Annotated in this window: 24 protein-coding genes; 10 read left to right on the forward strand and 14 right to left on the reverse strand. The window is 64.3% G+C overall.

Annotated features, from left to right (window positions below):
- Positions 1 to 40 precede the first annotated feature (40 nt).
- The 4 genes from K940_RS0114865 (at position 41) to K940_RS0114885 (ending at position 5,060) form a co-directional block, all read left to right on the forward strand.
- A complete protein-coding gene (locus tag K940_RS0114865) occupies positions 41 to 670 on the forward strand; it encodes a lipocalin family protein (protein WP_231390381.1) in 630 nt (209 codons plus the stop codon).
- Between the two features lie 67 nt (positions 671 to 737).
- Positions 738 to 2,063 carry a deoxyribodipyrimidine photo-lyase gene (locus K940_RS0114875; protein WP_028478200.1) on the forward strand — a complete coding sequence of 442 codons (1,326 nt, stop codon included), beginning with the start codon at positions 738 to 740 and terminating at the stop codon, positions 2,061 to 2,063.
- 43 nt (positions 2,064 to 2,106) lie between these two features.
- The gene (locus K940_RS0114880) at positions 2,107 to 3,942 is read left to right on the forward strand and encodes a hypothetical protein (RefSeq protein WP_231390382.1); all 1,836 of its coding nucleotides are present in this window, start codon (positions 2,107 to 2,109) and stop codon (positions 3,940 to 3,942) included.
- Positions 3,943 to 4,220: 278 nt separating this feature from the next.
- Positions 4,221 to 5,060 carry an amidohydrolase family protein gene (locus K940_RS0114885; protein WP_028478202.1) on the forward strand — a complete coding sequence of 280 codons (840 nt, stop codon included), beginning with the start codon at positions 4,221 to 4,223 and terminating at the stop codon, positions 5,058 to 5,060.
- Positions 5,061 to 5,219: 159 nt separating this feature from the next.
- Here the strand turns inward: K940_RS0114885 and K940_RS0114890 are convergent, their stop codons facing one another.
- The 7 genes from K940_RS0114890 to K940_RS33620 form a co-directional block, all read right to left on the reverse strand.
- Positions 5,220 to 5,519, reverse strand: a complete 300-nt coding sequence (locus tag K940_RS0114890; protein ID WP_028478203.1) for a hypothetical protein — start codon at positions 5,517 to 5,519, stop codon at positions 5,220 to 5,222.
- A gap of 130 nt (positions 5,520 to 5,649) precedes the next feature.
- On the reverse strand, positions 5,650 to 6,318 hold the full coding sequence (locus K940_RS0114895) for a bifunctional 2-polyprenyl-6-hydroxyphenol methylase/3-demethylubiquinol 3-O-methyltransferase UbiG (protein WP_051407208.1): 669 nt from the start codon (positions 6,316 to 6,318) through the stop codon (positions 5,650 to 5,652).
- Between the two features lie 69 nt (positions 6,319 to 6,387).
- The gene (locus tag K940_RS0114900) at positions 6,388 to 6,615 is read right to left on the reverse strand and encodes a hypothetical protein (RefSeq protein ID WP_155980877.1); all 228 of its coding nucleotides are present in this window, start codon (positions 6,613 to 6,615) and stop codon (positions 6,388 to 6,390) included.
- 314 nt (positions 6,616 to 6,929) lie between these two features.
- Positions 6,930 to 7,784, reverse strand: a complete 855-nt coding sequence (locus K940_RS0114905; protein ID WP_028478206.1) for an alpha/beta fold hydrolase — start codon at positions 7,782 to 7,784, stop codon at positions 6,930 to 6,932.
- 135 nt (positions 7,785 to 7,919) lie between these two features.
- The gene (locus K940_RS0114910; RefSeq protein ID WP_028478207.1) at positions 7,920 to 9,569 is read right to left on the reverse strand and encodes a class I adenylate-forming enzyme family protein; all 1,650 of its coding nucleotides are present in this window, start codon (positions 9,567 to 9,569) and stop codon (positions 7,920 to 7,922) included.
- 5 nt (positions 9,570 to 9,574) lie between these two features.
- Positions 9,575 to 10,975 (reverse strand): NAD(P)/FAD-dependent oxidoreductase, encoded by a 1,401-nt coding sequence (locus K940_RS0114915; protein ID WP_028478208.1) that lies wholly within the window; start codon positions 10,973 to 10,975, stop codon positions 9,575 to 9,577.
- Positions 10,976 to 11,470: 495 nt separating this feature from the next.
- The gene (locus tag K940_RS33620) at positions 11,471 to 11,932 is read right to left on the reverse strand and encodes a hypothetical protein (protein WP_231390386.1); all 462 of its coding nucleotides are present in this window, start codon (positions 11,930 to 11,932) and stop codon (positions 11,471 to 11,473) included.
- Here K940_RS33620 and K940_RS33625 point away from each other — a divergent pair.
- Complete coding sequence (locus tag K940_RS33625) at positions 11,826 to 12,209, forward strand: DUF6319 family protein (protein WP_231390385.1); 384 nt, start codon at positions 11,826 to 11,828, stop codon at positions 12,207 to 12,209. The two genes, K940_RS33620 and K940_RS33625, sit on opposite strands and share 107 nt — an antisense overlap.
- Here the strand turns inward: K940_RS33625 and K940_RS28405 are convergent.
- The gene (locus K940_RS28405; RefSeq protein WP_196812206.1) at positions 12,156 to 13,736 is read right to left on the reverse strand and encodes a GGDEF domain-containing protein; all 1,581 of its coding nucleotides are present in this window, start codon (positions 13,734 to 13,736) and stop codon (positions 12,156 to 12,158) included. The genes K940_RS33625 and K940_RS28405 overlap by 54 nt on opposite strands.
- 300 nt (positions 13,737 to 14,036) lie before the next feature.
- On the opposite strand from K940_RS28405, the gene galK reads away from it, so the two are divergent.
- Positions 14,037 to 15,164 carry a galactokinase gene (gene galK, locus K940_RS0114930; protein WP_028478210.1) on the forward strand — a complete coding sequence of 376 codons (1,128 nt, stop codon included), beginning with the start codon at positions 14,037 to 14,039 and terminating at the stop codon, positions 15,162 to 15,164.
- Between the two features lie 152 nt (positions 15,165 to 15,316).
- Here galK and K940_RS33630 read toward each other — a convergent pair whose 3' ends face one another.
- Positions 15,317 to 15,640: a hypothetical protein gene (locus K940_RS33630; RefSeq protein ID WP_231390383.1), complete on the reverse strand. Its 324-nt coding sequence runs from the start codon at positions 15,638 to 15,640 to the stop codon at positions 15,317 to 15,319.
- Positions 15,641 to 16,214: 574 nt separating this feature from the next.
- The gene (locus K940_RS0114940; RefSeq protein ID WP_028478212.1) at positions 16,215 to 16,574 is read right to left on the reverse strand and encodes an Rv2640c family ArsR-like transcriptional regulator; all 360 of its coding nucleotides are present in this window, start codon (positions 16,572 to 16,574) and stop codon (positions 16,215 to 16,217) included.
- 99 nt (positions 16,575 to 16,673) lie between these two features.
- Between K940_RS0114940 and K940_RS0114945 the strand changes: the two genes are divergently transcribed.
- The 3 genes from K940_RS0114945 to K940_RS0114955 all read left to right on the forward strand — a co-directional run bounded on the left by K940_RS0114945 (position 16,674) and on the right by K940_RS0114955 (position 18,409).
- Complete coding sequence (locus K940_RS0114945; protein ID WP_028478213.1) at positions 16,674 to 17,180, forward strand: ArsI/CadI family heavy metal resistance metalloenzyme; 507 nt, start codon at positions 16,674 to 16,676, stop codon at positions 17,178 to 17,180.
- Between the two features lie 77 nt (positions 17,181 to 17,257).
- Positions 17,258 to 17,983 (forward strand): MIP/aquaporin family protein, encoded by a 726-nt coding sequence (locus tag K940_RS28410; RefSeq protein WP_051407209.1) that lies wholly within the window; start codon positions 17,258 to 17,260, stop codon positions 17,981 to 17,983.
- Positions 17,984 to 17,995: 12 nt separating this feature from the next.
- Positions 17,996 to 18,409, forward strand: coding sequence for an arsenate reductase ArsC (locus K940_RS0114955; RefSeq protein ID WP_028478214.1), 414 nt, complete (start codon positions 17,996 to 17,998; stop codon positions 18,407 to 18,409).
- Between the two features lie 99 nt (positions 18,410 to 18,508).
- Here K940_RS0114955 and K940_RS28415 read toward each other — a convergent pair whose 3' ends face one another.
- The 4 genes from K940_RS28415 to K940_RS0114975 all read right to left on the reverse strand — a co-directional run bounded on the left by K940_RS28415 (position 18,509) and on the right by K940_RS0114975 (position 24,320).
- A complete protein-coding gene (locus tag K940_RS28415; RefSeq protein ID WP_081706373.1) occupies positions 18,509 to 20,038 on the reverse strand; it encodes a PepSY-associated TM helix domain-containing protein in 1,530 nt (509 codons plus the stop codon).
- A 211-nt stretch (positions 20,039 to 20,249) separates the two neighbouring features.
- Positions 20,250 to 20,813: a hypothetical protein gene (locus K940_RS0114965; RefSeq protein ID WP_231390384.1), complete on the reverse strand. Its 564-nt coding sequence runs from the start codon at positions 20,811 to 20,813 to the stop codon at positions 20,250 to 20,252.
- 43 nt (positions 20,814 to 20,856) lie between these two features.
- On the reverse strand, positions 20,857 to 22,515 hold the full coding sequence (locus K940_RS0114970) for an acyl-CoA synthetase (RefSeq protein WP_036528691.1): 1,659 nt from the start codon (positions 22,513 to 22,515) through the stop codon (positions 20,857 to 20,859).
- 164 nt (positions 22,516 to 22,679) lie between these two features.
- A complete protein-coding gene (locus tag K940_RS0114975; protein ID WP_028478217.1) occupies positions 22,680 to 24,320 on the reverse strand; it encodes an acyl-CoA synthetase in 1,641 nt (546 codons plus the stop codon).
- A 196-nt stretch (positions 24,321 to 24,516) separates the two neighbouring features.
- Between K940_RS0114975 and K940_RS33020 the strand changes: the two genes are divergently transcribed.
- The gene (locus K940_RS33020; RefSeq protein ID WP_196812208.1) at positions 24,517 to 24,696 is read left to right on the forward strand and encodes a hypothetical protein; all 180 of its coding nucleotides are present in this window, start codon (positions 24,517 to 24,519) and stop codon (positions 24,694 to 24,696) included.
- Positions 24,697 to 25,469: the final 773 nt, after the last annotated feature.

Below are 25,469 nucleotides of genomic sequence, written 5' to 3' on the forward strand. Positions count from 1 at the left end.
TGATCCCGCGGTCCGCATCGTCGATTCTCGAGGAGTCAGCGTGACCAGTCGCCGAATGCTTCGTGCATGTACACACCCGACCATCGCGGTGATGCTCGTACTGATGGGGCTGATTCCGACTGTGGGCAGCGCGGCGGCGGTCCCGCCACGGAGCCCGGTCGCCGGCCCTGTACCGGTGTCGTATCTGGACCTGAACCGATATCTCGGCACGTGGAATCAACTGGCCGCGGTTCCGCAGTACTTCAATCTCGTGTGTGCACGCGATACGCAAGCCACCTACGCACGTGACCCGCAGGGCAATATCGCGGTGCACAACTCCTGTATCACCTGGGCGAACACGGTCAATGAAATCGACGGGACCGCGGTGGTCAACGATCGGCAGACCGGGGCGCAATTGCACGTCAGCTTCCCCAGCGTGCCGACTCAGGAAGGCGTGGAAGGACCCACCAACTACATCGTCACCGCACTCGGCCCGGACTACTCGTGGGCGATCGTCACCGATCCGACCAGGGTCACCGGGTTCGTCTTGGCCCGCGCGGCGAGGTTGGACGCAGACGGCTGGCAGCAGGTGCGTGCGGAGATCGCGGCAGCAGGCCAGAATGCGTGCTTGTATCTGACGTCACCGACAACAGGGGGCGAGACCCGCATCCTTCCATTGTGCTTGCTGTGATCGGTGCTGGTCTGCCGTTCGCTGGCGGCGCGGGCGATGGTCGCGCCGCGGATCGAGGTGATCTCTGGTGAGCGTCACGATTGCCGTGTTCACCCGGGATCTGCGGGTACGCGACAATCCGGTGTTGACAGCCGCCCATCGGGAGGGCTCTGCCGTCGTGCCCTTGTTCGTGCTCGACGAGGGCATTCTCTCCGGGCGCTGCATGGCCGCGAACCGGGTTCGGTTCCTGACCGCGGCCCTGGCCGAGTTGGATGCCGAACTGCGCGCCGTGGGCGGCAGACTGATCCTGCGTCGCGGCCATGCGGCCACCGAGATCGACCGGATGGTTGCCCACGTGAACGCCGCCAGTGTCCATATCGCCTCCGATGTCAGCGGCTACAGCAGGCGACGCGAGAGCGCGGTGCGCGAGCGTCTTTCGCAGCGCAACTGCGCGGTGCACACCCATACGGCCACCATCACCATCGCCGATCCGGCGACGCTCGTACCCGCTACGGGACGCGACCATTTCGCCGTGTTCACCCCGTATTTCCGGCGATGGGTCGCGGCCGATCATCGGAGGTTGCTCGGCAGGCCGCGCAACCTCGCTGTGCCAGCGGTGGCGAGTTCACCGCTGCCGACGGCCGGTGTGTTGTGCGCCGGGCCGACGTCGCCTCGGCTGCGGGTCGGTGGTGAGACCACGGGACGAACCCTACTGCGCGACTGGCTGTCCGGGCCGATCCAGGACTACGACCGTGACAGCGATGCCCTCGCTGCCGATGCGACCTCGCGACTGTCGCCCTATGTGCATTTCGGCTGTTTGTCGCCGGCGGAGATGCTGCACCGGGTCGACATCTCCACCGAAGGCGGGTACGCGTTCGCTCGGCAGCTGGCCTGGCGCGACTTCAACCACCAACTGTTGGCCGCGCGGCCGGCTGCGGCGTGGTCGAATTACCGCGACCGGCCGATCCGCTGGCGCGATGATCCGCAGGCTGTCGATGCGTGGCGGGATGGGAGAACCGGCTATCCCATCGTGGATGCCGGGATGCGGCAGCTTCGGGCAGAAGGTTGGATGCCGGGCCGGTCGCGGTTGATCACCGCGAGCTTTCTGACCAAGTCGTTGCGAGTACATTGGCGTATCGGTGCCGAGCATTTCCTGCGGTGGCTGGTCGACGGTGACGTGGCCAACAATCAGCTCAACTGGCAGTGGGTCGCGGGTACCGGTACGGACACCAGGCCGAATCGAACGCTCAACCCGTTGCGCCAGGCCGACCGGTACGATCCCGAGGGCGAATACGTGCGGCGTTGGCTCCCCGAGCTCGCCCACCTTCCCGGCCCCCGAGTGCATCGGCCGTGGCGTGAGCAGGTCGATCCGGCCGACTATCCACCTCCTGTTCTCGACGTCGTCGGAATGTGAGCGGCCGCGACGTCGGGGACGGCGTGTGATACGACCAGCAGTCATGGTCATCGACTCGCGTGCCTCCGAATGCGTTCCCCCGGCGGCAACCACGCGGCTTGCGCCGACGATCCGGAATGGGCGGCCGGTGCTGATCGTGGCCGGATGCCTCGTCCTGCTGCAGCTCACCGTGCGATGGTGGGTGGCCGACAGCGGCTATTTCTATTGGGACGACCTCATCTTGGTCGGTCGAGCAGCCGAATACGGGCTGTGGTCGGTGGATCTGCTGCTGTACGACCACGATGGGCACTTCATGCCGTTGGCGTTCGTAACCGCCTGGGCGGTGACCGAGGCAGCGCCGTTGGCGTGGGCCGGACCGATGGTGGTGCTCCTGGCGCTGCAGCTCGGGGCGGCAGTGGCCGTGCTGCGACTACTCGTGGTGGTGGTGGGTGCGCGGTGGGCGTTGGTGTATCCACTGGCCTTCTATCTGTTCTGCCCATTGACCATTCCCGCGTTCGCCTGGTGGTCGGCTGCCCTCAACGCTCTGCCGCTGCAATTCGCCCTTGCCTGGGTGGCTACCGATGCTGTCTTGTTGGTCCGCACCGGCCGGCGGCGGTACGCGCTGTCGGGGATCGCGGTGTTCGTCGTTGCGCTGCTGTTCTTCGAGAAGTCGGTGGTTGTTCCGTTCGTCGCGTTCATGGTTGCGGCGTTGGCTCGATACGTCGACGAGCACACCCAACCGATCCGAGTCGTGGCGCGCCGGGGTGTGGCTTTGTGGGCCGGATCGGCGATCGTGCTGGTGTGCTGGTCGGTGGTGTATCTGACAGTGGTCGGTGGCCCCGTACCGGCGTCCGAGCTGGGTGAGCCGCATTCCGTCGTGGCTCGTGCGGCATCGTCGGGCATCGTTCCCGCACTGTTCGGCGGCCCTTGGGTATGGGAGCGGTGGTTGCCATCGGCGCCCTGGGCAGATCCCCCGGGCTGGGCAGTGGCGTGTGCCTGGCTCGCGCTGGCTGCCATGGTGGTGGTGTCGGTCCGAGCCCGCGTCCGTGTGGGGTCGTTGTGGCTGGCGGCCACGCTGTATCTGCTGATCACGCAGGTGGTCGTGGCGCTGGTCCGAGCGGGACCGAACACCGCGACGGAGCTGATGCAGTCACTTCGCTATGTCGCCGACCTGACCGTGGTGCTGGCCGCATTGGGTGCGTTGGCGGCTCGTGCCCGTCCGCGTCTGCACATGGCAGACGAGCACCATGGCCGTGCGGGTGCCCGGATGGCGGTCGCGGCGTTGGTGTTGCTGCTGGTGTGCAGTCTGTGGTCCACCTACTCCTTTGTCCGGGCGTGGCAGGTCGGACCGACCCGGGCCTATCTCACGAACGTGCAGTCGGCATTGCAGAATTCGGATGGCGCACCCCTGCTCGACCAGGAAGTTCCGTGGAATGTGCTCAACCCGCTGGCACATCCGCAGAACCTGACCAGCCGAATACTCGCACCCGTCGCCGCCCCGGGGGCATTCGCTGCCACGACACCACACCTGCGGATGATCACCAATTCCGGTGAAATCGTGGACGCGGCAGTGTGGTGGAACCGGGCGATCGTTCCCGGACCCGAGCCGGACTGCGGGTACCGAGTCGGTGGAAGCGCCTCGGTGACGCTCGCGCTCGATGGTCCGATGATCGAGCGAGAGTGGACTGCGCAGCTGAACTACGTCGCAAACCGAGACGGCGGGATATTTCTCGGCCTCGAGTACGGACCAGCGGTTGCGGTGCCGGTCCGGTCCGGGATGCATACCGTCTTCGTTCGGCTCGTCGGCAGTGGAACTGCACTCCGAATTTCCGCGCACACACCAGGTCTCGAGCTCTGTATCGGTGTTGGCCCGGTCGGCGTCGCTTCCTATGACAACTGAATGCGGGACACGCGTACGGCCCGCGGAGCGGGCGGACCGGTCGTCCGCCCGCTCAGATCGGCTTATGGTCACGGCTACCGCTGTCAGCCGACCCGGTAACGGGCGCCGACGGTGGTTCGGAACTCCGAAAATCCGCTCGCACAGTTGGTCTCGATCTGTGTGTTGGCCCCGGGCCGGTGAGCGTCGGTTCCTACGAACTCTCAGTGAATCCGCCTGTGGTGAGTTGTGCAGCGTGGATATCGTGAACGAATACGATCCGACCACGGTGAGGAGTGCTGATGACGATCATCGATGTGTGGGCGCAGCATCCCACGAAACGCCTGCTCGAGCACGATATGTTCGATTCCCTACGCCGTTGGGGGGCATCCCTGACCACTGAGCAGCCACCCGTTTCGGCGACCGTGTCCGCGATGGACGCGGGCGGTGTCGACCTCGCGTTGATCAGCGCTTGGTATGGTCCGGACGGTGTGCTGGTTTCCAATGACGAGGTGTCCGCGTTCGTGGCGGAGTCGGCCGGCCGGCTGATCGGTGTCGCATCGGTGGATCTGCGACGGCCGGTTGTGGCGGTGCACGAATTGCATCGGGCTGTGACCGTTCTGGGGATGCGGGCGTTGCGAGTGGTGCCGTGGCTGTGGGGGCTGCCGCCCAACGACCGCCGGTACTACCCGCTGTACACCGCGTGTGTCGAACTCGGGATTCCGTTTTGCACCCAGGTGGGTCACACCGGTCCACTCCGCTCATCCGAAACCGGGCGACCTATCCCGTACCTGGACGACGTGGCCCTGGAATTCCCGGAACTGACCATTGTGGCAGGGCACATCGGCTATCCGTGGACTGTCGAAATGATCGCGTTGGCAACGAAGTATCCGAATGTTTACATCGATACTTCGGCCTACACCGTCCGCCGCTATCCGCTGGAGCTGCTGACCTACCTGAAAGGGCATGGTCGAGAGAAGGTCATGTTCGGTACGAACTATCCGATGATCTTCCCCCAGCACGCACTCCGGCATCTCGACGATCTCGGCTTGGACGAGGAAGTCCGCGAGCTGTTCCTTGCTGGCAACGCGCGCCGTGTGTTCGATCTGGGCCGACCCGATCGTGACCATGTTGGACAGTGAGGATTGGCAGTGAGGATTGGCTGGGTCTTCTGCGCTGGCCGTTTCGGGTCCACCATTCTGTGGAACTGGGCTCCGACCACGGTAATGCCGCTGGCAGCGGCAGTCACAGAACGAGCGGCCCAGATCGTTCTGGGCCGCTCGTTAGCTAACGGTTACTGCTCAGCAGTCCGGGTCGCTAGGGACGGATCCGCCCCCGGATATGGAACTCGAACCGGTGCTCAGATTTCCGATAGCGATGGCGCCCTCCACAGGCGGTTCAGAGGGAATGCTGTCATCAGGAATTTCGGAGATGCTGGGGATCAGATCGCTGGAACCGGTCCCAGGAGTTTGGGGCGGATCATCGTCGGACACAGCCGCGGGACGCTCCAGCGGGATCGTCTGGGCCATTGCCATACCGGAACCCGCGAAGATCAGACCTGCCGCTGCGAGTCCGACGCCGACCATGCGAAATTTGCTCATCTAGATGCTTTCTCTTTGGATTTCGTTCCAATCGGCGACCTGGGTGTCGCCGACGAAAGGCAGGCTACCAGAACGTCTTACAGGGATTGAACCGCCCGATACCTTTTCTTGGCGGTCGGGTGACTCGCGTTCACGGTATGCCTCGACCAATTCGCCTGAGCAGCACGATGTTGTCCGTGCGTGTACCCGACCAGCCGTCGTGGCCGGTGTGCTCGAGCTCGACGACTTCTTCGATTTCCACCTTCCATTCGCTTGGTGCAAGATTCAGCCCAGCGCGGACCTCGGCGCAGGTCGGCAACTGTGCCTCGGCAGACAAATCTGGGTTCCATGGCGCTGCCGAATGCCCGACGATCAGCAGCAGCCCGTCGCGGGCTACCGCTTCCGCCGCTCGGGGTAGGAGCTTCGTGTGCCCGCCGTCCAGCGCGGCCGGCGAGTGCAAGTAGTGCGCCGTGACGAGATCGAAACGACCAGCGGGGAAGCTCTGGGCGAGATCGTGGCGCTGCCAATCGATTCTCTCGGACAATCCGAGACGCTGGGCTTGGACCCTGGCCCGAGAAAGGGCGGTCTCCGAGACGTCGGCCGCCGTGACCTGCCAGCCACGCTGGGCCAGCCAGATCGCGTCAGCGCCTTCGCCGCAGCCAAGATCCAAAGCAGAGCCTGGCGTAACCGAACCGATTTCACGGACTAGGGCCTGGTTGGGCCGTCCCGACCACACCTGATCGCGTTGCTGGTAGCGAGCTTCCCAATACTCGACCGTCGTGCGTGGGGTGCCGTCATCTCGACGATATGTGATATTCATGCGACCACCATCCCCTCGGCATGGGTATTCGACAATTATGATTGCCGAATCAGCAATGGGTCGACTGGATCAGTGCTCGTCGAGCGGGTCCCGCGGCGTCAGGCCGGCTGCGGCACGGAGGCGAGCAGACATACTGTTGAGCAAGTCGACGGACTCGTCGGACAGGCCGATGCTCATGTGGACCAGCCTGCGCAGTCGCGGACTGGCCAGTTGGCCGGCCAGCGCGGCGTCGTGCTCGGTCGGTGTGGTGGTGAGCTGTTGGTTGCGATCCACAGCGAAGTACTCACAATCGGTCATCAGGTCCCCCAAGGAACCGCAGTGGGTGCGTCGGTCCCGGTGGAACGATGCGACGACACCCGAGCGGGTAATCTCTTCGCGCGCAGCGTACATTGAATTCCGCGTCGTCACGAAATCGACCCGGCGTGTCTGCGACGCGGGTGGGCGGTCGTGACCGAGTACTCCACAATCGTTTGTTTTGTCGAATATGCCATGGTCACTCTAGATTTCGGCGTCTCGGCTGGGAGCCTACCGCCGCCTCGTGTCGATGCCACGAATTGCGTTCCGACACAACAGTTTCTCAGAACCATGAACTGGACGAAACCATTGGGGTCTCAGTCGTCGGTCCGGTCGCGGACGGTTCTTTCGGCCGTCGCAGCAAGAAAACCAGTGATGATCGCGGTGACTCGGTCTGGGTCCTCGACCATCGGAAGGTGGCCACAATCGGAGAGCTCGACCGCGGTGTGTGGGCGCAGCAGGTGATCGAGGCGTTTGCCCGCCGCGGCGGACAGGATCCGATTCTGTCGGCCCCACATGGTGCAGATCTGGGGAAAGTCTTCCGGGGGACCGAACTCGTCCAGAGCGCGGTAGGCGGGAAAGTCCTGGACCAAGCCGTGCAACGCGGTCAACCTTCCCTGATCCGACCAATGCGCTCGCACCCGTGGCGCGTGCTGAAGGCCTTGATCGCGCCCGCGCGTGCCGAGTTGGTTGGCGGTGATCCAGGTGACGACCCGGCCCGGCAGGCTGATTCGGCGAGCTACGCGCGTCAGTGGCAGGTGAGCGTCCACCCAGGCAAGGATCGACGACTGCCCCGCGGTGACGGTGTTCCAGGTCAGTGGATTGATGAGCACGAGTGCGCGCACACCCTCCGGATTGTCCATCGAATAGCGCAGCGCAGTGGCACTGCCGAGGCAATTGCCGAGCAGGACCACGTTGGCGAGTCGGTAGGCTGTGAGAAACGCGGCGAGCATATCCACGTAGTCTGTGAGTCGATAGCCTGCAGCAGGTTGGTCGGACTGTCCGAATCCGGGTAGATCGAGCGCGAAGACCGTATGGTCTTCGCGCAGCACGGCAACCTGGTCATCCCAGATGCGGCGTTGTGCGCCCGCATTGTGCAGGCACACCACCGCAGGTCCACTGCCTGTGCGGTCGAAGACCACGGCCCTGCCCTGATACTCGAAAGCGTCCACGCCGACTCCTCGAGAGCTTGCGAACGATTCGCGGCTATCCGACCATTCTACGTGATTCGCAGTGGCCAGCAGAGCATTTCGCCAGGTCGAGGGACGTGTCGCGGCCTGGTGTCGATGACATCGCGCACCGCGACGTCACATGGTGAGTTCGGTGCGTACCACCTTACCGGTCGCGTTTCGGGGGAGTTCGCTGGTGGTCAGTCGCCAGCGCGCCGGGACCTTGTAGTAGGCCAGACGCTCGGTGGTGAATGCCCGCAGGTCGTCCTCGGTGGTCGCCGTGCCGTTGTCGACCACGATGACGGCAGCCACCTGCTGGCCGAGGTCGGGGTCGGGCACGCCGATGACCGCGCATTCCCGGACCGAGGGATGTCCCTCGAGACATTGTTCGATCTCCGCGGGGTAGACGTTCTCCCCACCGCGCAGGATGAGATCCGAGCGCCGCCCGGACAGTCGCAGCCGGCCCTCTTCCACGATGCCGATGTCACCGGTGCGCAACCAGCGGTCCGGGGTGATCGCCGCGGCGGTTGCCGCCTCGTCATTCCAGTATCCGAGCATGACATAGGGGCTGCGCAGACAGATTTCCCCAGGGACGCCGTCTGGTACGACCTGGCCCGCACTGTCGCGGATCTCCACGCTCACCCCGATGATCGGGCGTCCTACGGTGTCCGGAAGAGCGGCGAATTCGGCCGGGCTGGCGACCGTCGCCGCGGTGCTGCATTCGGTGAGGCCGTAGCTGGTCACCAGGGCATTGCTTGCGGCGGGCAGCTGAGTGCGAAGTTTCTGATGCAGGGCCGCCGAGGAAGGCGCCGAATTCAGCGAGAAGGAGGTCAGCGAGGAGAGGTCGTATTTCGACAGATCGGATTCGAGCATTCGGGTGGCCATGGTGGGGACGGCGCCCCAGTTGGTGATCCGCTGTTGCTCGATCAACCGCAGCACTCGGTCGACATCGAACGACCCTTGGTGGATCACTGCCGTGTCTGCGGTGGCCAATCGGGGCACTACGAGATTGTGCAAGCTGGCGATGTGGAACAGCGGTGAGGTCAGCAGGAAGCGCCGACCGTTGGGCGGCGCGCTCGCGCCGGTCAATGTGGCGGCCAGCGTGTCGCTGAGCGTGTGATAATCGATGACCGCCAGTAGATTCCGGTGTGAGTGCACCACACCCTTCGGTCGACCGCTGGTGCCGCTGGTGTAGAGGATCACCGCGGGATCGTCCTCGTCCACGTCGGTATGCGGCAGGGGCGCGGTCCGCGCATCGGCTATCAGTGTGGGAATGTCGTGTTCCATGGTGAGTATCGGGACCCGAATGTCGCATTCCGCTGCGAGCGCGGAGCGCTTCGCGTCGGCGACGAGTACCGTGGGATCGGCGTGCTCTATGCCCCTGGCGATCTCATGGGGTGTACACCACGCGTTGTAACCCACCGCGATCGCGCCCAGCGCCTGCGCCGCCCAGAACGTGATCACCCACTCGGGCGTATTCGCCGCAAGGATGCCGACCCGGTCGCCCTGCCCGACTCCGTATCGGTCTCGCAAAGCTGTCGCCAGCGCCGCCACGGCGGCAGCGTGCTCGCTGAAGGAGATTCTACGCTCTGTGGTTACCAGGTAGTCGCGTGTGCCGTGTTCGACCGAGGTGGCCAGCACGGCGCCCAGCGATGTCGCGCGCCGTCGCATCACCGGCATCGGTGCGCCCAGTACGTCTTCGACCACCATCTCGAACCGACTTCCGGGGCCGGTGAGTTCGGTCATCGCTTGCGCCAGCACAACCTGCGGATCGAATGGTTTGGTCATCGTCACTACTTTCTCGTTGCGGCCGTGGACGGCTTCACCTCGTCGCGTTGGTGAGCTCGGGGCGAAATCGGAAGTGAATAGCCAACGGCAGCAGCCCGTTTCGCGCCACGCGCGAGTTCGCGTCGAATGTCGCGCACATAGGGGTCGAACTCGACCTCGATCGTGTGTCGGGGTGAGTCGTAGAACTGGCGGGCCATGGCCGACTCCACAGATCGGATCGCCGCGTGCATCTGCTCGATCGAGGGCAAGCGGTAGCGGCCGGTGAGGTAGGCGGCGACCAGTTTGCTCTGTTGCTCGGCGAAATTCACCAAGGTCGGCAGGGACTGAGCCAGGCCGAGAAAGAAGAGATTGTCGTACTCCGGCTTCATCATGTACTTGAACAACGGAAATCGATTGTTGTTTCCGGGCAACAGGTCCGGATCGGAGAAGAAGGGGAACGAGATGTGATATCCAGTGGCGCAGATGATTACGTCCACCTCTTCGGTGCTACCGTCGGTGAAGCGTACACGCGGACCCTCCAGTGCGGCGATCGCCGGCTTGAACGCGATGTCACCGCACCCGGCTCGGTGCAGGAATTCTTCACTGGCCGAGGGATGTGCCTCGAGTGGCCGATGATCGGGCTCGGGCAGACCGTAGTTCCGCATTCTTCCCCCGGCATCCCAAATGATGAACTGCTTCACCTTGAGCGCCAGCGCCGGTGGGAACCACCGTGGCACCGATACCGAGTCGGTTGTGCGTCCCTTGATGTATTTCGGCAAGACCCATATCCCGCGCCGAGTGGAGACGTGCAGTCGTGCCGCGACGTACCGCTGGGACAATTCGGAGGCGATATCGAGTCCGGAGTTACCCATACCGACCACCACGACGTTCTTGCCCCGCATGTCGATCGGGTCGAACGGGTCATTGTACGCGTGACTGTGCAGCAGTGTGCCGTCGAATTCGCCGGGGTAGTCCGGGACTCGAGGATCCCAGTGGTGACCATTGCAGACGAGCAACGCGTCGTAGTGCCTGGTCTTCCCGTCGTTCGTGGTGACTTCCCAGCAGCCGTCCGCGTCGCGCACAGCCGAGGTCACGGTGGTTTCGAACAGGATGCGGTCGCGTAGGCCGAAATGGTCCGCATAGTCACGAAAGTACTGGAACAGCTGTGAATGATGCGGAAAGTCGGGCCACTCGTCCGGCACCGGGTAGTCTTCCAGCTCCAGCCGTTTCTTGGACGTGTCGATATGCAGGCTTTGATAGCAGGCGGACATGCCGTTGGGATTCTTGAAATACCAAGTGCCACCGACGTCGTCGGACGCCTCGTAGCAATCGAATGGGATGTCGTGATCCAGCAAACGCTTGGCGGCGGTGATCCCGGAAGGCCCCGCGCCGATCACGCACACTCGGGGAAGCGTGGTTGACGTCATCTACTGTCCTACATATCGGGCGAGCCGACGCCGCGCTGCTGCCGGCCGAACTCTATCCGGCTCACGTGCCGGAGTGACGTAGGCAACAACGTAACATCGGCTCGATTCGCTGTCCAGTGAACGCTGCGCGCCTGGTCAACCGCTCGGGGCGCGCCCTTCGAGACTCCGGCAACGATGCATCTGTTCTATTACGACGAGATATCCATTCGGCATCCGTCGAGTGTCCGGCCGTACCCGGCACCCCCGTTGGGTCGCCACAGTGTCGTACGGGTGGTCGGCACTGTGTCGTGGGCAAGGCGGCGGCGTGGGACAAGGCGGCGGCGTGGGGCACCTCAGCATCATGAAGGTAGCCAGCACGGAAGGTGATTCGGGTGGGGGCCCGTGAAGCTGTCGGCGTCGTGCGGCATCATCTGTGCACGCAGCCATTCACGACCATTGCCCGGAGTGCACCATGCCGTCACGAACGAAACCGCAACCCTTGTCGAACAGTCAGATTCAACAAATCGCCACGGATATTGCCGGCGGCCATCCGCCCATGGTGTGGTTCACCGCAGCCGCGGTCGGCGTGCCCGAGGGGCGTTCGGGTAAGGTGGTCGCGCTCGGTAACCCCGACGACGGGGATTTCCTCCGCGTCCGGCCGACCGGATCGAAGGATGTGCTGTCCTTTTCTCCGATCGAGGTGACGCTGACCAAGCCAGCACGTAAGCCGGCCCGTACAACCCAGTCGAACTCGCCGGCGAGGAAGGAATCCAGCATGTCGCCATCGACTTCTGCACACACCGCGCCATCGCCTGTGTCAGAAGGTCTTTCGAGCTCGAACCCGGCCATGCGATCGAGCAGCGCCTCGGCGATGGCCGAACCGGATGCCCCTGCTGACGTGGCGGCAAAGTCGGCTGCGGTGAAATCCACTCCACCGCCCACGTCGAAGCCCGCCAAGTCCGGGGCCGGTGCGCGCAAGGTCAGAGCACCAGCACCCGAGGTGACCGTGACTCTGACCGGTACTGCGGACGGTGAGTGGTCGGTCGAGGTGATGAACGGCAAGAAGCGCCCCGTGCGTGGGCTACCGGTGGCGAGTTCTGCGGTGGCACAGGCGGCCAAGATCCTGCACCCCGAGGTCGCCGACGTGGTCGCCGCCGTTCTGGAGACAGTGCGCGGTGCGCAGCAAGCGAAGGTTCAGCAGTTACAGGCCGAGCTCGCGGAGGCCGAGCGTCTGCTGGCGGAACTGGGCGACTGATTCGGTACCGGCGGATCGGGAATTCGTGCGCCGGACTCGACGCCCGGAGTTGGCAGGCATGTGCCGCACCCGATCGTGGAAGGCGTACCCGAGCGAGTACCGTTTCGCGTGGTACATGGCTGTGTCCGCGCTGCGGATCAAGTCGTGCACGTCGACGTCCGGGGTCTGTGGTCCGATGCCCGCAACCCCGACACTGGCAGTGATCGGGATCACACCAGCGCTCAGTTCGAACGGTCGGACGAATGCACCGATCAGCCTTTCGGCGAGCAGCGCCGCATCGGACAGTGGCAGCGGTGACAGTACGACGAATTCGTCTCCGCCGTAGCGGGACACGACGTCGTCGGAGCGGACCACACATTGGATCCGGGCTGCCGCGGTCGCGAGCAACTCGTCGCCGACCGAGTGCCCATAGCTGTCGTTGACTCGTTTGAAGCCGTCCAGGTCGATGAACAGCAGGCAGAGGGGTTGCCCTATCCATCCTTCCGGCCGTTGCCGCAATGTGCGTAGTAGGGCAGTGCGGTTCAGCAGGCCGGTCAGCATGTCGTGCTCGGCCTGATATTTCGCGCGCCGCTCGCTGCGAGTGCTGTGTACGATCGCACGCTCGCTGCGCACCAGCATGCCGATCAGTAGCAGTGTGAACAGCGACGAGACCACCACGCGATCGAGCAACTCCAGGCGGGACCCCACCACCGGAACCAGTGAGGCCACGATCAGCGCGATTGCGACGAGGTTGGCACGCTGCCGGGAACGGTGTGGGTGAATGGGCCGCGGTGTCCCGAGGATCGCCATGCTCGGGTGCAGCGCGGCGATCCCCGCGGCCGCGAAAGCAGCCAGCAAAGGGGCCTGCAACACGGTACTCGCGAACGATACGGTGCCCGCGCTGTGCAGGTTGTAGCCCAGATCACCCAGCAGCATCGCGATCAGTCCGGCGTGCAGCAGTCGGCGTGAGGTCTCTGCGCGGGTCGAGGTAGCCATCGAGTGCGCGACCACGGTCAGCAGCAGTGTGTCGACCACCGGATAGGTAGTCGCGAGTACGACATCCACCCCTGTGCGTGGTGATTGCAGGATGGGTGAGATGAGAAACGTCCACGAGGCCAGCAGCGCGCTGAGCCCGATCAGGGCGGAGTCGAGTGCCAGGTCGTAGTTGTCGCGCAATTCGCGAGGGCGTAGCCAGATCAGTGCGGCGAGAACGGCCCCCAGGTAGCCGAGCAGAGTGAACGTGTCATCGATCGGGTGGATCGCGTGATTCGACGCATGGCGGGCGATGACGCCCGTCGCGAACAGCAGTGACGAGGCCGACAGCAGGTACCAGGGCAGCGAGTGCACGGGCCGGTGGGTGCGTACCCCGAGGGTGACCAGAGCCAGCGTCTGGCCGACGACGATCACGATCGTCGCGAAGGTCACCGCTTGCGCATCGATCGTGAGGTGGACGATGATCGTGGCCGCGCTTCCCGCCAGAAGTACTGCATACCAGTGAGCTCCGAGATTGCGCAGCCGGCTGGTCGGTGTTCCCGCGTTGAGCTTCATCAGCCCCCCTTGGCTGCTTCATCCCGATGGTCGGGTCACGTCGTAGGTCTGTGAATCCTCCACGGCAACGTCGATATTCGCTTGTGCTTCGAGTGGAGCTCGAAAAGGTGTCGGCCGATGTGAACCGAATGTCGTTGTACGAGCGGACAGCTCGACCGGGCCGATGTTTTCGCCAACACATCCTGGACAACCTGTTTCGATCATGGCACGGAATGTGGCCGCGTGTCGGTCGCTTGACGCAACAAGGCTCGGTCTCGTTTTCTGATCCGGCACAAGTGACCGAAACAGCGAGGTACGAGTATGGGAACGTGGGCGGCGCCAGGGCGGGTCACCGTCATCGGCGAGCACACTGACTACAACGAGGGTTACGCGTTGCCGATTGCGCTGCCGATGGTGGTTCGCTGTACTGCGCGCAGCCGTACCGACGGCCGGGTGCGGGTCGGATCGCGGCAACGACCCGACCAGCCGGCGTTGGTTGCGATATCGGACCTTGCCACACTGCGGATGCGGGTCCCGCGGTGGATGCGCTATCCGCTCGGTGTGGTCGCCGAGTTCACCCGACGCGGGTTCGCGATGTCGGGTGTCGACCTCGAACTGGACGGTGAGGTGCCGATCGGCGCGGGATTGGCCTCCTCCGCGGCGCTGTCGTGCGCAGTCGCGGTCGCATTGCGGGATCTGTTCGCCGGTGACGTGCCCGACCGTGCGCTGATCGATATCGCCCGCGCCGCCGAGAACGACTATGTGGGAGTGCCGACCGGTCTGCTCGATCAGGCGGCGGCGATTTTGTGCACGGCGGGGCATGCGTTGTTGCTCGATATTCGTGAGTTCGCGTCCGACGAACCGGGAAGGCATGGCAAAGGCTACGAGCACATCCCCTTCGATCTCGAGCGTTTCGGGCTCGAATTGCTGGTGGTCGATACGAAGCAGCCGCATGAACTGGTCGATGGCCGCTATGCGGCACGTCGTGACGAGTGTGCGGCGGCCGCTGCGGCGCTCGGTGTCACCAGTTTGCGCGAGGTCGAGTCCTCAGCGGACGTGGACCGGATCGCCGAGGAGGTACTGCGCCGCCGAGCCCGGCATGTGGTGACCGAAAACCAGCGAGTGTCAGCGGTTGTCGACACGCTGCGCGCAGGTGGGGATCCGCGCGGGATCGGGTCGATTCTGACCGCGGGACATGCGTCGCTGCGAGACGATTTCGAGGTGTCCACGCCCGGTGTGGACACCGTGGTCGAGGCGGTGATGGCGGCGGGCGCTCATGGTGCGCGAATGGTCGGCGGGGGATTCGGCGGGAGTGTTGTCGCTGTGGTCGACTGTGCACGGACGGAGTTCGTCGAGGAGTCGGTGCGGCGTCGCCTCGCGGGCGAAGCTCTTCCCGATCCGCACGTGTTCACCGTTGTTGCCGCTCCCGGAGCACGGCCGATCGTGTGAGCGTGTACTGGACGGTGTTCATACCGTTCGAGAGCGCGGGATCGCCTTTCGAGACCGGTGAACCGTACGTGTCCGGTTCGCTTGGTGCGGCCATCGGTCGAAGGTCGACATGCTTCGGTAATCGTCGCTTCTGCATAGGGGAGGTGAATCGACTAGGCTTCATCCGCGATGAGCAGCCGGTACGCTGTCTGCAGATGGACAATACACTCGTCTGGAGGATGTTCGCGGTGTAGATAGCGCAGTTCCCGCGCACGCCCCACCGTCAGCTCCAGTAGATGCACCTCACACATCAACTCCGCGAGCCTGCCATCCGCCTGGACGAACACTCTGCGCTCTACCGGCTCTGGTTGGCTCATCATGCCTCCCGTTGTCTGATCATAGCCCTCGCCCTCACACGTCCGGTGGTAGCCGCCGACCGGTCGTCGATTCCAGAACGGATCTTCGTGCGTCTGGTCGGCGATGTAGTCGAGCCACACATCGGCTATATGAGAGACAACCGCTCCGACCGTCTCCGTATGCCAGACCCCGGAGATGTGCGGGCGCCCTCGCAGTGCGTTGCCGACTGCGTGGTCGATGACCGTTGTCGTGTTCGCCAGTGAGATCTCAGGCGCTGACCGGCGCTGAGGCTGAAGTGATGACGGCCGCCAGCGGGGTCCACTACGACACTGGTCGGTGGCATGAAGCCAAGCGTTGGTACGCGGACGCGGCTCAGGCGGGCACGATCTCGGCAACGGTATCGCGGCGGCGCCCGCCTGGATCAACGCGTGCGTGTGGTCGTACCGGGAAGGCTCGCACCCAAGAGATGGCGTCGAACTGGCTGAAGCTGCCCAGTTCGCTGCCCGACGTGGGGTGGTGAAACTGCGGGCACTGGCGGCTTTTTCGGGTTGTGGACAGCATGGTGAGGCGCCGATCGGTTTCGTCGGGGTACCGCGGGACGGACCCGCCTATGCTGCCCGCAGATGGTCGGCCACAGGGGCTGCCGTGGCCCGAGCCAGCCGAACGACCGCTCGGACGGAATGCGGTCGTACCCTCTGCGCGATAGCAGTGGCGTCAACCACAGCAGTTCGGGTCCAAGACGGCACACAGCGCGGTCAGCGCATCGCGGCGGGCATGGTGAATGGTGTTCATACCACTGCGTTCGGATTTCACGAGTCCGGCCTTGCGTAGTTGGCCGAGGTGATGACTGACCGTCGATTCCGACAACCCGACCGCCGCGGCGAGGTCGCCGCCGTTCTTCTGGCCGTCGGGGTCGGTCAACAGCAGCGACAGCAGCTGAACCCGCACCGGATCGGCGATGGCTTTCAATCGCAGCGCAACCTCCAGCGCGTCCCGCTCGTCCAGCGGTTCGGCCGCGACCGGGGGACAGCAGACGGGAGCGGACATATCGATTATCGGCAGCGCCTTGGGCATGACACCGAGGGTACCCGCGGTATTGACATATGTCGAAATAGTGGCACACTCGACGGCGTCAGTTATTCGATATATGTCACACAACTGGAGGGTGAGGTCATGTCCCGTATTCAGCTCGCATTGCATGTCGACGACCTCGAGCAGGCCGTACGCTTCTACTCGACCTTGTTTCGAGTCGAACCGGCGAAACACGAGTCTGGCTATGCGCGCCTCGTGGTAGCAGATCCCCCCGTGAAGCTCGAATTGCTCGAGAATCCCGGTCGGGGCGGCAACGTCGACCACCTCGGCATCGAGGTCGAAACCTCGGAGCAGGTCCATGCGGAGAGCGCGCGTCTGTCGGCAGCGGGACTGGCTGCCGAGGAGCAGGTGGCCACGACGTGTTGTTTCGCAACTCAGGACAAGGTTTGGGTCACCGCCCCGGATCGGGAGCGCTGGGGGGTGCACACCGTCATCGGGGACAGTGAAACCTGCTGCGCGGTATCCGGTCTCGGCTCGGACGAACAATCCTCCGCGTGTTGTGATAGCGCAGACAGCGCCGGTCCCGACTGCTGCAGCCCGGACGAGCAGCGCGCGGTGAGCGCCGCCGGCGCTTCGTGTTGTGGCTGACACAGTCCTTGTGTGAGTTGTTCGCGCACTGTTCGCTTGCCAGTGGATTAGATGACAATCAATATAGATCTGTGTCTATGCCCGACGTACCGCGACGGTTGGTCGCCGAATTCACTGGCACTGCAGCGCTGGTCACCGTTGTGGTCGGCTCCGGCATTGCTGCCGAGCAGCTTTCCCCTGACGATGTCGGCCTTCAGTTGCTGGAGAACGCACTCGCGACCGCCTTCGGGCTGGGCGTACTGATCCTGGTCTTCGGTCCGGTGTCCGGTGCGCATTTCAACCCGGTGGTCTCCATCGCGACATGGTTGCTCGACCGCCGTGGCGCGGGCCTCACCGGTCGAGACCTCGCTGGGTATCTCGTGGCTCAGATCAGCGGAGCCGTGCTCGGGGCGATATTGGCCAATACCATGTTCGATCGAACTCCGTGGCAGATCTCCACCGAGCAACGCCTCACCGGTGGTCACCTCGTCGGCGAGGTCGTGGCGACCGCCGGGCTGCTGACAGTTGTCATCGCCCTTGATCGCAGTGGCCGTGCCGCGCTGTCGGCGCCCGCTGTCGGCGCCTACATCGGCGCAGCCTACTGGTTCACCAGCTCCACCGCTTTCGCCAATCCCGCCGTCACCATCGGTCGAGTCTTCTCCGATACATTCAGCGGCATCGCGCCGGCGGCGGCGTTCGGATTCATTGCCGCGCAGCTCGCGGGTGCCGCGGTCGCACTGGTGCTGATCGCCATCGTCTATCCGTCCACGAGCGTGGCCGACGGCATCGGCGCTGTCGGTTCCGACCGCGTCACTACCGACTGAAAGGTCTGCGCAATGTCGACCAAACCCAGCGTACTGTTCGTGTGCGTCCACAATGCCGGACGCTCGCAGATGGGGGCTGCCTTCCTAACTCGACTTGCCGGTGACCAGGTCGAGGTCCGGTCGGCCGGCTCCGCGCCGGCCGACCGGATCAACTCGGTGGTGGTGGCAGCGATGCGAGAGATCGGCATCGATATCTCCGACGGGGAACCGCGGATGCTCGGCACCGAAGCCGTTGTGGCCTCCGATGTGGTGATCACCATGGGTTGCGGAGACGCATGCCCTTACTTTCCCGGAAAGCAGTATCTCGACTGGGATGTCGATGATCCTGCTGGCCAGCCCATCGACACCGTGCGCGCTATCCGGCGCGACATCGAATCGCGGGTGCGGGGCCTGCTCGCCGATCTCGACATTCCCACCGTCGTCTGATCTCCAGTCCCGCGGCCGGCTGCCCCGACTGTGTTGTGCCGATTGCCTGCGGTGACCGGTCCAACGGCGTAGGGCGCGTTCGGCCGGCCAACGGTTGGTTCACTCGTGCCCCCGGGGAACAACGGGCTCCAGGTCTTCTGAACGGCGTGGGTCGCCGAGACGCGAGCGGTGTCGGCGACCTCGGACTCGACCGACCAGACCGATCAGGATGTCGACCGCGAGGAACACGAGCAGGGTTGCCCCGACGAGCGGTACGAACCATCCGACTGCCGCTGCGACGATCAGCAGTGGCACGGCACGCGGCGCCGAGATCGTACGCAGCGCACCGCGGCGTGGGGCTCTGCCCAGGGCGAACCCACTCGTGCCGCGAGTCGGCCGCCTGCGCCACCACAGCAGGTAGCCGCGCACGATCACGGTGATCAGACCGATCATGGCTGCGAGCAACACCAGCTGATTGAGCAGTCCGAACATGAGCCCCATGTGGAACTGGATTCCCCAATTGGCGAGCTTGGCCATCAGCGGCCAGTCGGCGTACGGCAGGCGGTCGGTGACCGTTCCGGTCTCGCCGTCGACCGCGAGCGCGTCGACGGTATAGCTGCCGGGAACTCGGCGTTCCTTCACGGTGAATGCTTCTCGTGGCGCGGTGGGAACGGTGATCTCGCTGGCTTGGGCGATACCTTCCGCGCGCGCGACCGCGTATACCTGGTCCAGCTGGGTGATCGGGTCGGCGGGCGTGGGCGCGGTATGGTTGCCTTCCCGACGATCGGACTGCGAATCATGGCCGCGTGCGGCGGCTGTGGGTAGTTCGGTGCTGACCGCAGGGGTGGTCCAGTTGAGCTGTTGACGTAGTGCGGCAACGTTCGCGCCGGCGTAGGTCGACCACGTCATGCCGGTTGCCGACAGCAGGAGCGCCAGGCCGAGCACCCACATGCCCACCGCGCCATGCCAGTTCAGGGTGCGCCCGCGCCCTCGCCGAGAACGGTCGGCCGCAAGCAACCACCACCAGCTGTTGCGGGTGCGTCGACCGCGTACGCGGCGCACCCACAGCAGTGCGCCCACCAGTGCCACGATCCACAGCCAGGACGCCGCGATCTCACTGTAGATTCTGCCGGGTTCTCCCAGATGCAGGTCGCGGTGTAGCCGGTCGATCCATGTGCGCAGCGGCAGTGCTCCCGAACTGCCGTAGACGACGGAATCACCGACCGGCCGTGCGGTATACGGGTCGACGAATACCGCACGCCGCTCGAACTGCTCGAGTGCAGGGTCCTCGAACAGTACTCGGGTGGTGTCGTCCCGGTCTGCTGCCGGGGCGACGGCAACCAGCGACAGGTTCGGTCGACTGGCAACGGCCGCATCGACCTGCTCCGACAGTGACTTCGGCATTCCGTTGGAAGCGACGGTCAGTAGGTCACGCGAGACGATCGACTCGATGGTCGGCGAGATCGCATAGAGAGCGCCGGTAACCGACGCGACGAGCAGGAACGGTCCGATGAATACGCCTGCGTAGAAATGCAGTCGCATGGCCAGTGCGTAGACGCCGCCGCGCAGGTCGGTGCGGCGTGTGGTGCCGGGCGTCCGTGGCAGCGCCGCCGGAGCGCGGTCGGTGGTTGCTTCTTCTGTTGTATGCAAGATCGTTTCGATTTCTGATTTCGGAGGAGCCTGGGCAGGCGCGCGCAGGAGCCCGATGAGAGGTGGCGCATCGTGTCACGGCCGAGCGGCGCGCGTCGGTTCGCCGCGCATTCGGGTCACTGCTGGTGGCGAGCTTCTGCCGCAGGAAAGAGTGTGTCCGCAGTACGGAGGCGATCGCCCGAGGCGGTGCGCACTGCGGTGTGGGAAAGTCTCAGCAGACGGCGGGAATCGGCGGGGCGCGCGTACGCAGCGACGTGGATACCAGCACCCGCAGGACGATGCGATCACGGTGCGACGTAGTGCAGTGTGCGCGGTCGGGTGCGGTCGGGAGGGCAGGTCGCATCGGAAGGATGCGCGCCAACACTGCTGTTCCGATCCGATACGCGGCTTCCGCGCCTCGGATGACAATGGAGGCCGCGACTGCGGCGAGCAGGTGTGCGACAAGCATGGTCGGCGACAGTTGGACATCGCCATGCTGCAGATGTCCGCTGCCGAATCCCATGGTGAAGTGCCCGAGTACCTGACCGGCCGCCAGGGCCGCGATCAGTCCGGACGACGTGTCGCGTAAGGGAACCACGTCGGCTGTCAGGGCGGCGATCAGCACAGCCACGGTGGCCAATAGCGCGAGCGTGGTGGTACTGGGAAGCATGCCGCCGGACACCCAGCCGTGTGCGGCAAGGGAAATGGCCGCTGAGATCGAGCCGGCCGCACCACCCCGCAGGCGCGAGGCGGCGCTGCGTCGTCCCGCGCCGGTGCGGATGAGCTCGAAAGCCACCCGCAGATGATAGCTGATGTGTTGCAGAAGGCCAGCTGGTCGATCAGCCTTCGTGGAGCTCCATTTCGATCAAGGGTTTGCGCAGCAGCTTGCCGGTCGCATTGCGCGGCAGTTCATCGAGGAAGATCACCTCGCGGGGCACCTTGTAGCGTGCGAGGTGATCTTTGACGTAGTCCTTGATCTCCTGCGAGTCCCGCGCGCTGTCCGGGCCGGGAACGACGACAGCGCGCAGCCGTTTGCCGAAATCGCGGTCATCGACCCCGACCACGGCGGCCTCGAAGATATCGTCGCGGCCGGCGATGAGGTTTTCCACTTCGAGGGGGAAGACGTTCTCGCCGCCCGAGACGATCATGTCGTCGTCTCGGCCGTCGATGTACAGCAGGCCCTCGGCATCGAAATGTCCCACGTCACCGCTGGACATCATTCCGTTCACCATTTCTTTGTTCCGGCCGTCGGTGTAGCCGGTGAAGGCGAAACCATTGTCCACGAAAATCGTTCCGGTGACGTTCGGCTCGGTGATGCGTCGACGATTCTGATCCAGCAACGCGATCCGGATACCGACTGGCGCCTTGCCCGCGGTGGTCGGTGCCTTGCGCAGGTCCGCCGGGGTGGCGACGGTCATGACGGCGCATTCGGTGGAGCCGTAGAGGTTGTACAGACTGTCGTTGAAGTAGTCGAGCGTGCGTCCCACCACATCCGGCGGAATGGCCGACCCTGCGGCAAAGACGACCTTCATGGCGCTGACGTCGTATTTTGCCAGGACATCGTCACCCAGGTCCATGATGCGTTGCAACATGGTGGGCACCACGACGAGCGAGTCCGCCCGATAGCGTTCGATATTGGCCAGGGTGCGCTCGGGGTCGAAGCGGCGCTGCTGGAAGACCACTCGATTGCCCAGTGCGAGACCGAGTGTGAACTGCGACAGACCGGTGCCATGGAAGACCGGGGCGGCCATGATCATGGTGCCGTCGGTGGGCAGTGGTACCCGGTCGACGAATTGCGCCGAGGCGAAAGGGCTGACCCGGTCGCGGGGTGCGCCCTTCGGCGTGCCGGTGGTACCGCTGGTCAAGAGGATCATTCCGCCGGGCTTGGGCGGCGAAGGCAGGGTCGCCGTGGATTGGCGCGCCATCAACATTTCGACCGTCGCGATATTCGGATCGGGCTGGTCGTCCTCGTCGACCCAGGTATAAATGCGCGGGATGGTCGTGGGGATGGCGCTCATCAGATCGATGAACTCGCTGTCGTGCAGCACTGCTTTGACATGCTCACGCTTGGCCACGTCGGCAAATTGAGGCTTTGCGAATCCGGTATTCATCAGGACCGCACGTACGCCGAGTTTATTGGAGGCCAGCAGGCTCAATACCAAACCGCGATGGTCGCGCGCCAGGATCGCCACGACATCACCCGACCGGAGTCCTTGGGCCTGCAGACCGCGAGCCAGGGCGTTGGACTGTTCGTCGAGTTGACCGAAAGTCAGCTCACCGCGTTCGTCGACGATTGCGGCAGCCTTCGGTTTGGTCTGGGCAACGAGCCTGATCACGCCTGCGAACGGGCCGATCTTCAACACGTTGATCAGGGCCCGTATCGAGTGGTCCGGACGCAACGGGTTGAACAGCCGCCGTTTGAGCATCACATTCACGCCAAGGGCCAGATCGCCCGCCTTGAGCGCAGTTCTACTCAGCGCGGGTACGAGGAGAGACATCGACGAACAACCTTCCGGCGGCGCCACCCGGCAGACGCCGGGGTCGTATGGGCCGCAATGACGAGAGCTAGTGCCGTGCGTAACAGTAGCAAGTTTCTGTAATCAGGTGTGGCACTAATCCCACTGGACTTCACCGGACGGGATCGGTCGGTTGCTCGCCCGAATCATTCTTCGGCGACGGAGGTCTGGACGTCGTGGTTCACCAGCGCGCGTCGTACCAGCTTGCCGGTGGCATTACGCGGCAGATCATCGATGACGATCACCTCGCGCGGCACCTTGTAGCGCGCCAGATTCTTTTTGACGTAGGTTTTGATCTCCTCGCCGTCGGGGGTATGACCGGGCTCCGGGACGACGAACGCGCGCAGGCGTTTCCCGAATTCCGCATCATCGACGCCAACCACGGCGGCGTCGAAGATGTCGGATCGTTCCAGCAGTAGGTTTTCCACCTCTTGCGGGAAGACGTTCTCTCCGCCGGAGACGATCATGTCGTCGTCGCGCCCATCCACCATGAGTAGTCCGTGTGCGTCGAAGTGACCGACATCACCGCTGGACATGTAGCCGTCGATGACCTGCTTTGTCCTGCCGTCGGTGTAGCCCTCGAAGGGTGAGCCACTGCGGATGAAGATCCGCGCGGGGGTTTCGATTGCGGTGACCCGCTGATCGTTGTTGTCGTAGAGTCGGACCTCGCAGGTGATCGGCGCGCGTCCCGCCGTGCCGGGCGCCAGCGCCGAGTCGCGTGGATCGGCCACGGTGGCGACGGCACATTCGGTCGAACCGTAGAGGTTGTAGACGACCGGCCCGAACACTTCGGTGGTCTTGATCACCAGGTCAGGTGGTAGTGCCGAGCCGGCCATCAGCAGCACCCGCAACGACGACGTATCGTACTTCGCCAGGATCGCTGGATCGAGTTCGACCATGCGGTGGACCATGGTGGGTACGGCCACCAGCATTTCCACCTTGTGGTCCGCGATCAGCTTCAGTGTGGTCTCGGCATCGAAGCGACGTACCACCACCACCTTGCTGGCCAGCGACGAGGCGACGACCCAGGTCGCGAGACCTGTGCTGTGGAAGATCGGCGACACGACCATCTGAGTGCCGCGGCGCGGGAACGGAATCCGGTCGACTATCTGGGCGATGGCGAGTGGGGAGAGCTTGTTGCGTGCGGCGCCCTTGGGTGTGCCGGTGGTGCCACTGGTCAAGATGACGAAACCACCGGGTGACTTCGGCCTGGGCAATGCCTCGCTCGAGTTGTTCGCGATCAGATCATCGAGGGTCTGTTCGTCGCGGGACAGCTCCGCGTCGTCGTCGACCCAGGTGAGGTATCGCAGTAGGTCTGCGGGCAGGGCATCGAGCAGGCCGAGGAACTCGCTGTCGTGGAGCACCGCCTTGACCTGCTCGCGGGCGCACACCTCGGCGAACTGGGGCTTGGCGAAGCCGGTGTTCATCAGAACCAGCCGCACCCCGAGCTTGCCGGCCGCCGCCATGGACAGAATCAGTCCGCGGTGGTCGCGCGCCAAGAGGCCGATCACCATGCCTTGCGCGATGCCGGCTGCGCGCAGCCCCCGTGCAATCGCATTGGATTGCTCGTCCAACTCGCGGTAGGTCAGCGTGCCCCGTTCGTCTACCAGCGCAGGCGCATCGGGAGCCTTCCGTGCGGAGCGCGATATCGTCGACGCCTGCGGGCCGAGAAGCTTCGCGTCCTTGATCTGCCGAAGGGTTTCCCAGGGCAGCGTCAAAGAGATGACTCCCTTTTTGCGCAACAGGAGTAGTGCTCGCACGATCTCCCACTGGTGAGCCAACCTCATGTCGAATACCTCCACAAGCCCTCGCGTCGGCACTCGACCTAGCGAACTGTTACGGCGTCCTACTAGTCACCGTAACAGCGTGCAGTGGGGTAGATCACAACATTTGTGACAATTGGTTGTCCGCCGCGCCGCGTCCCCGCAGGCGCGGCGGACAGTTCCGCGGTATCCGGTCGCAGTGGCTCACCAGGAGGCGGATGTGGGACACGTGACGAAACTCGGTGCGAATCGTTGTGAGTTTTCGTGCCGTATTCCGCTTTGTGCCAACCTATTTCAGTTCGGAGCTGGTCTTGCCGAGGATGCGGCGCGCGACGATGAGTTGCTGAATCTGTTGGGTGCCTTCGAAGATGTCGAGAATCTTTCGGCCGGTTCTGGCTGAGCTGGCGGAAGTCCAAATACTCCACTCCTGAGCTGCGCGAATGCATCTCGGGAGTTCTCGCATGTTCCGGTGCTTTTCTGGCCCCTGACGGCCTGGCCACGGCCTGAGTCTCCACTGGAATGGCCCTGTTGGGTGGTGGCATGCGCATACAGGGGGCTGGCTACCCGCCTGCCCCTTAGGGCCTGCCCTTCTCGCGTAGAGGCTCCGGGGTCAAGAGTGAGCGAAGCTCATCACGTAGTGACGCCGCAGGCGCTCTTGACGCTGGAGGGGCGCGGGAACACAATGCAGGCCACCACACAGCAGGGCCACGCGGCCAGAGGCCGCGCCACACCCCCAACCTCGACCGCCAGATTCTTTCAGCAATCTATCCTCGCAGGTCAGACCCGGTGAAGTGACCGGCTCAACGACCGCCTGGACGACGCGGACCCGACCCGATCGGTCGCGGCCCGATGAGCGGCAGGACATCTACGAGGCAAGCGAGCGAAGCTCGTGCGGCAGCCATACAAGGGTGATCGGCTCGATGCCGGAAGTCGCGTACTCGGGTAAGAGGCTCCCCGGTGGGGCGGTGGGCCGCCGACGCGACCGACGCGCCCGCCAGCCGCAGCGTGCGGAGGCAGGCGGCTGCGTGTCGTAGCGCGGCGGCGGCGCGCAGCGCCGCCGGTGCGCCTTGATCCTATGTAGCCAAATTCGGCAACAACTCGCAGAGTCCATTCCCCGCACGGAGAATCGACCGTATGACTGGTCTCGCGCTTACACCCGAACGGCGAACCGAA

It is taken from the genome of Nocardia sp. CNY236 (genome assembly GCF_000482385.1).
Classification (GTDB): domain Bacteria; phylum Actinomycetota; class Actinomycetes; order Mycobacteriales; family Mycobacteriaceae; genus Nocardia.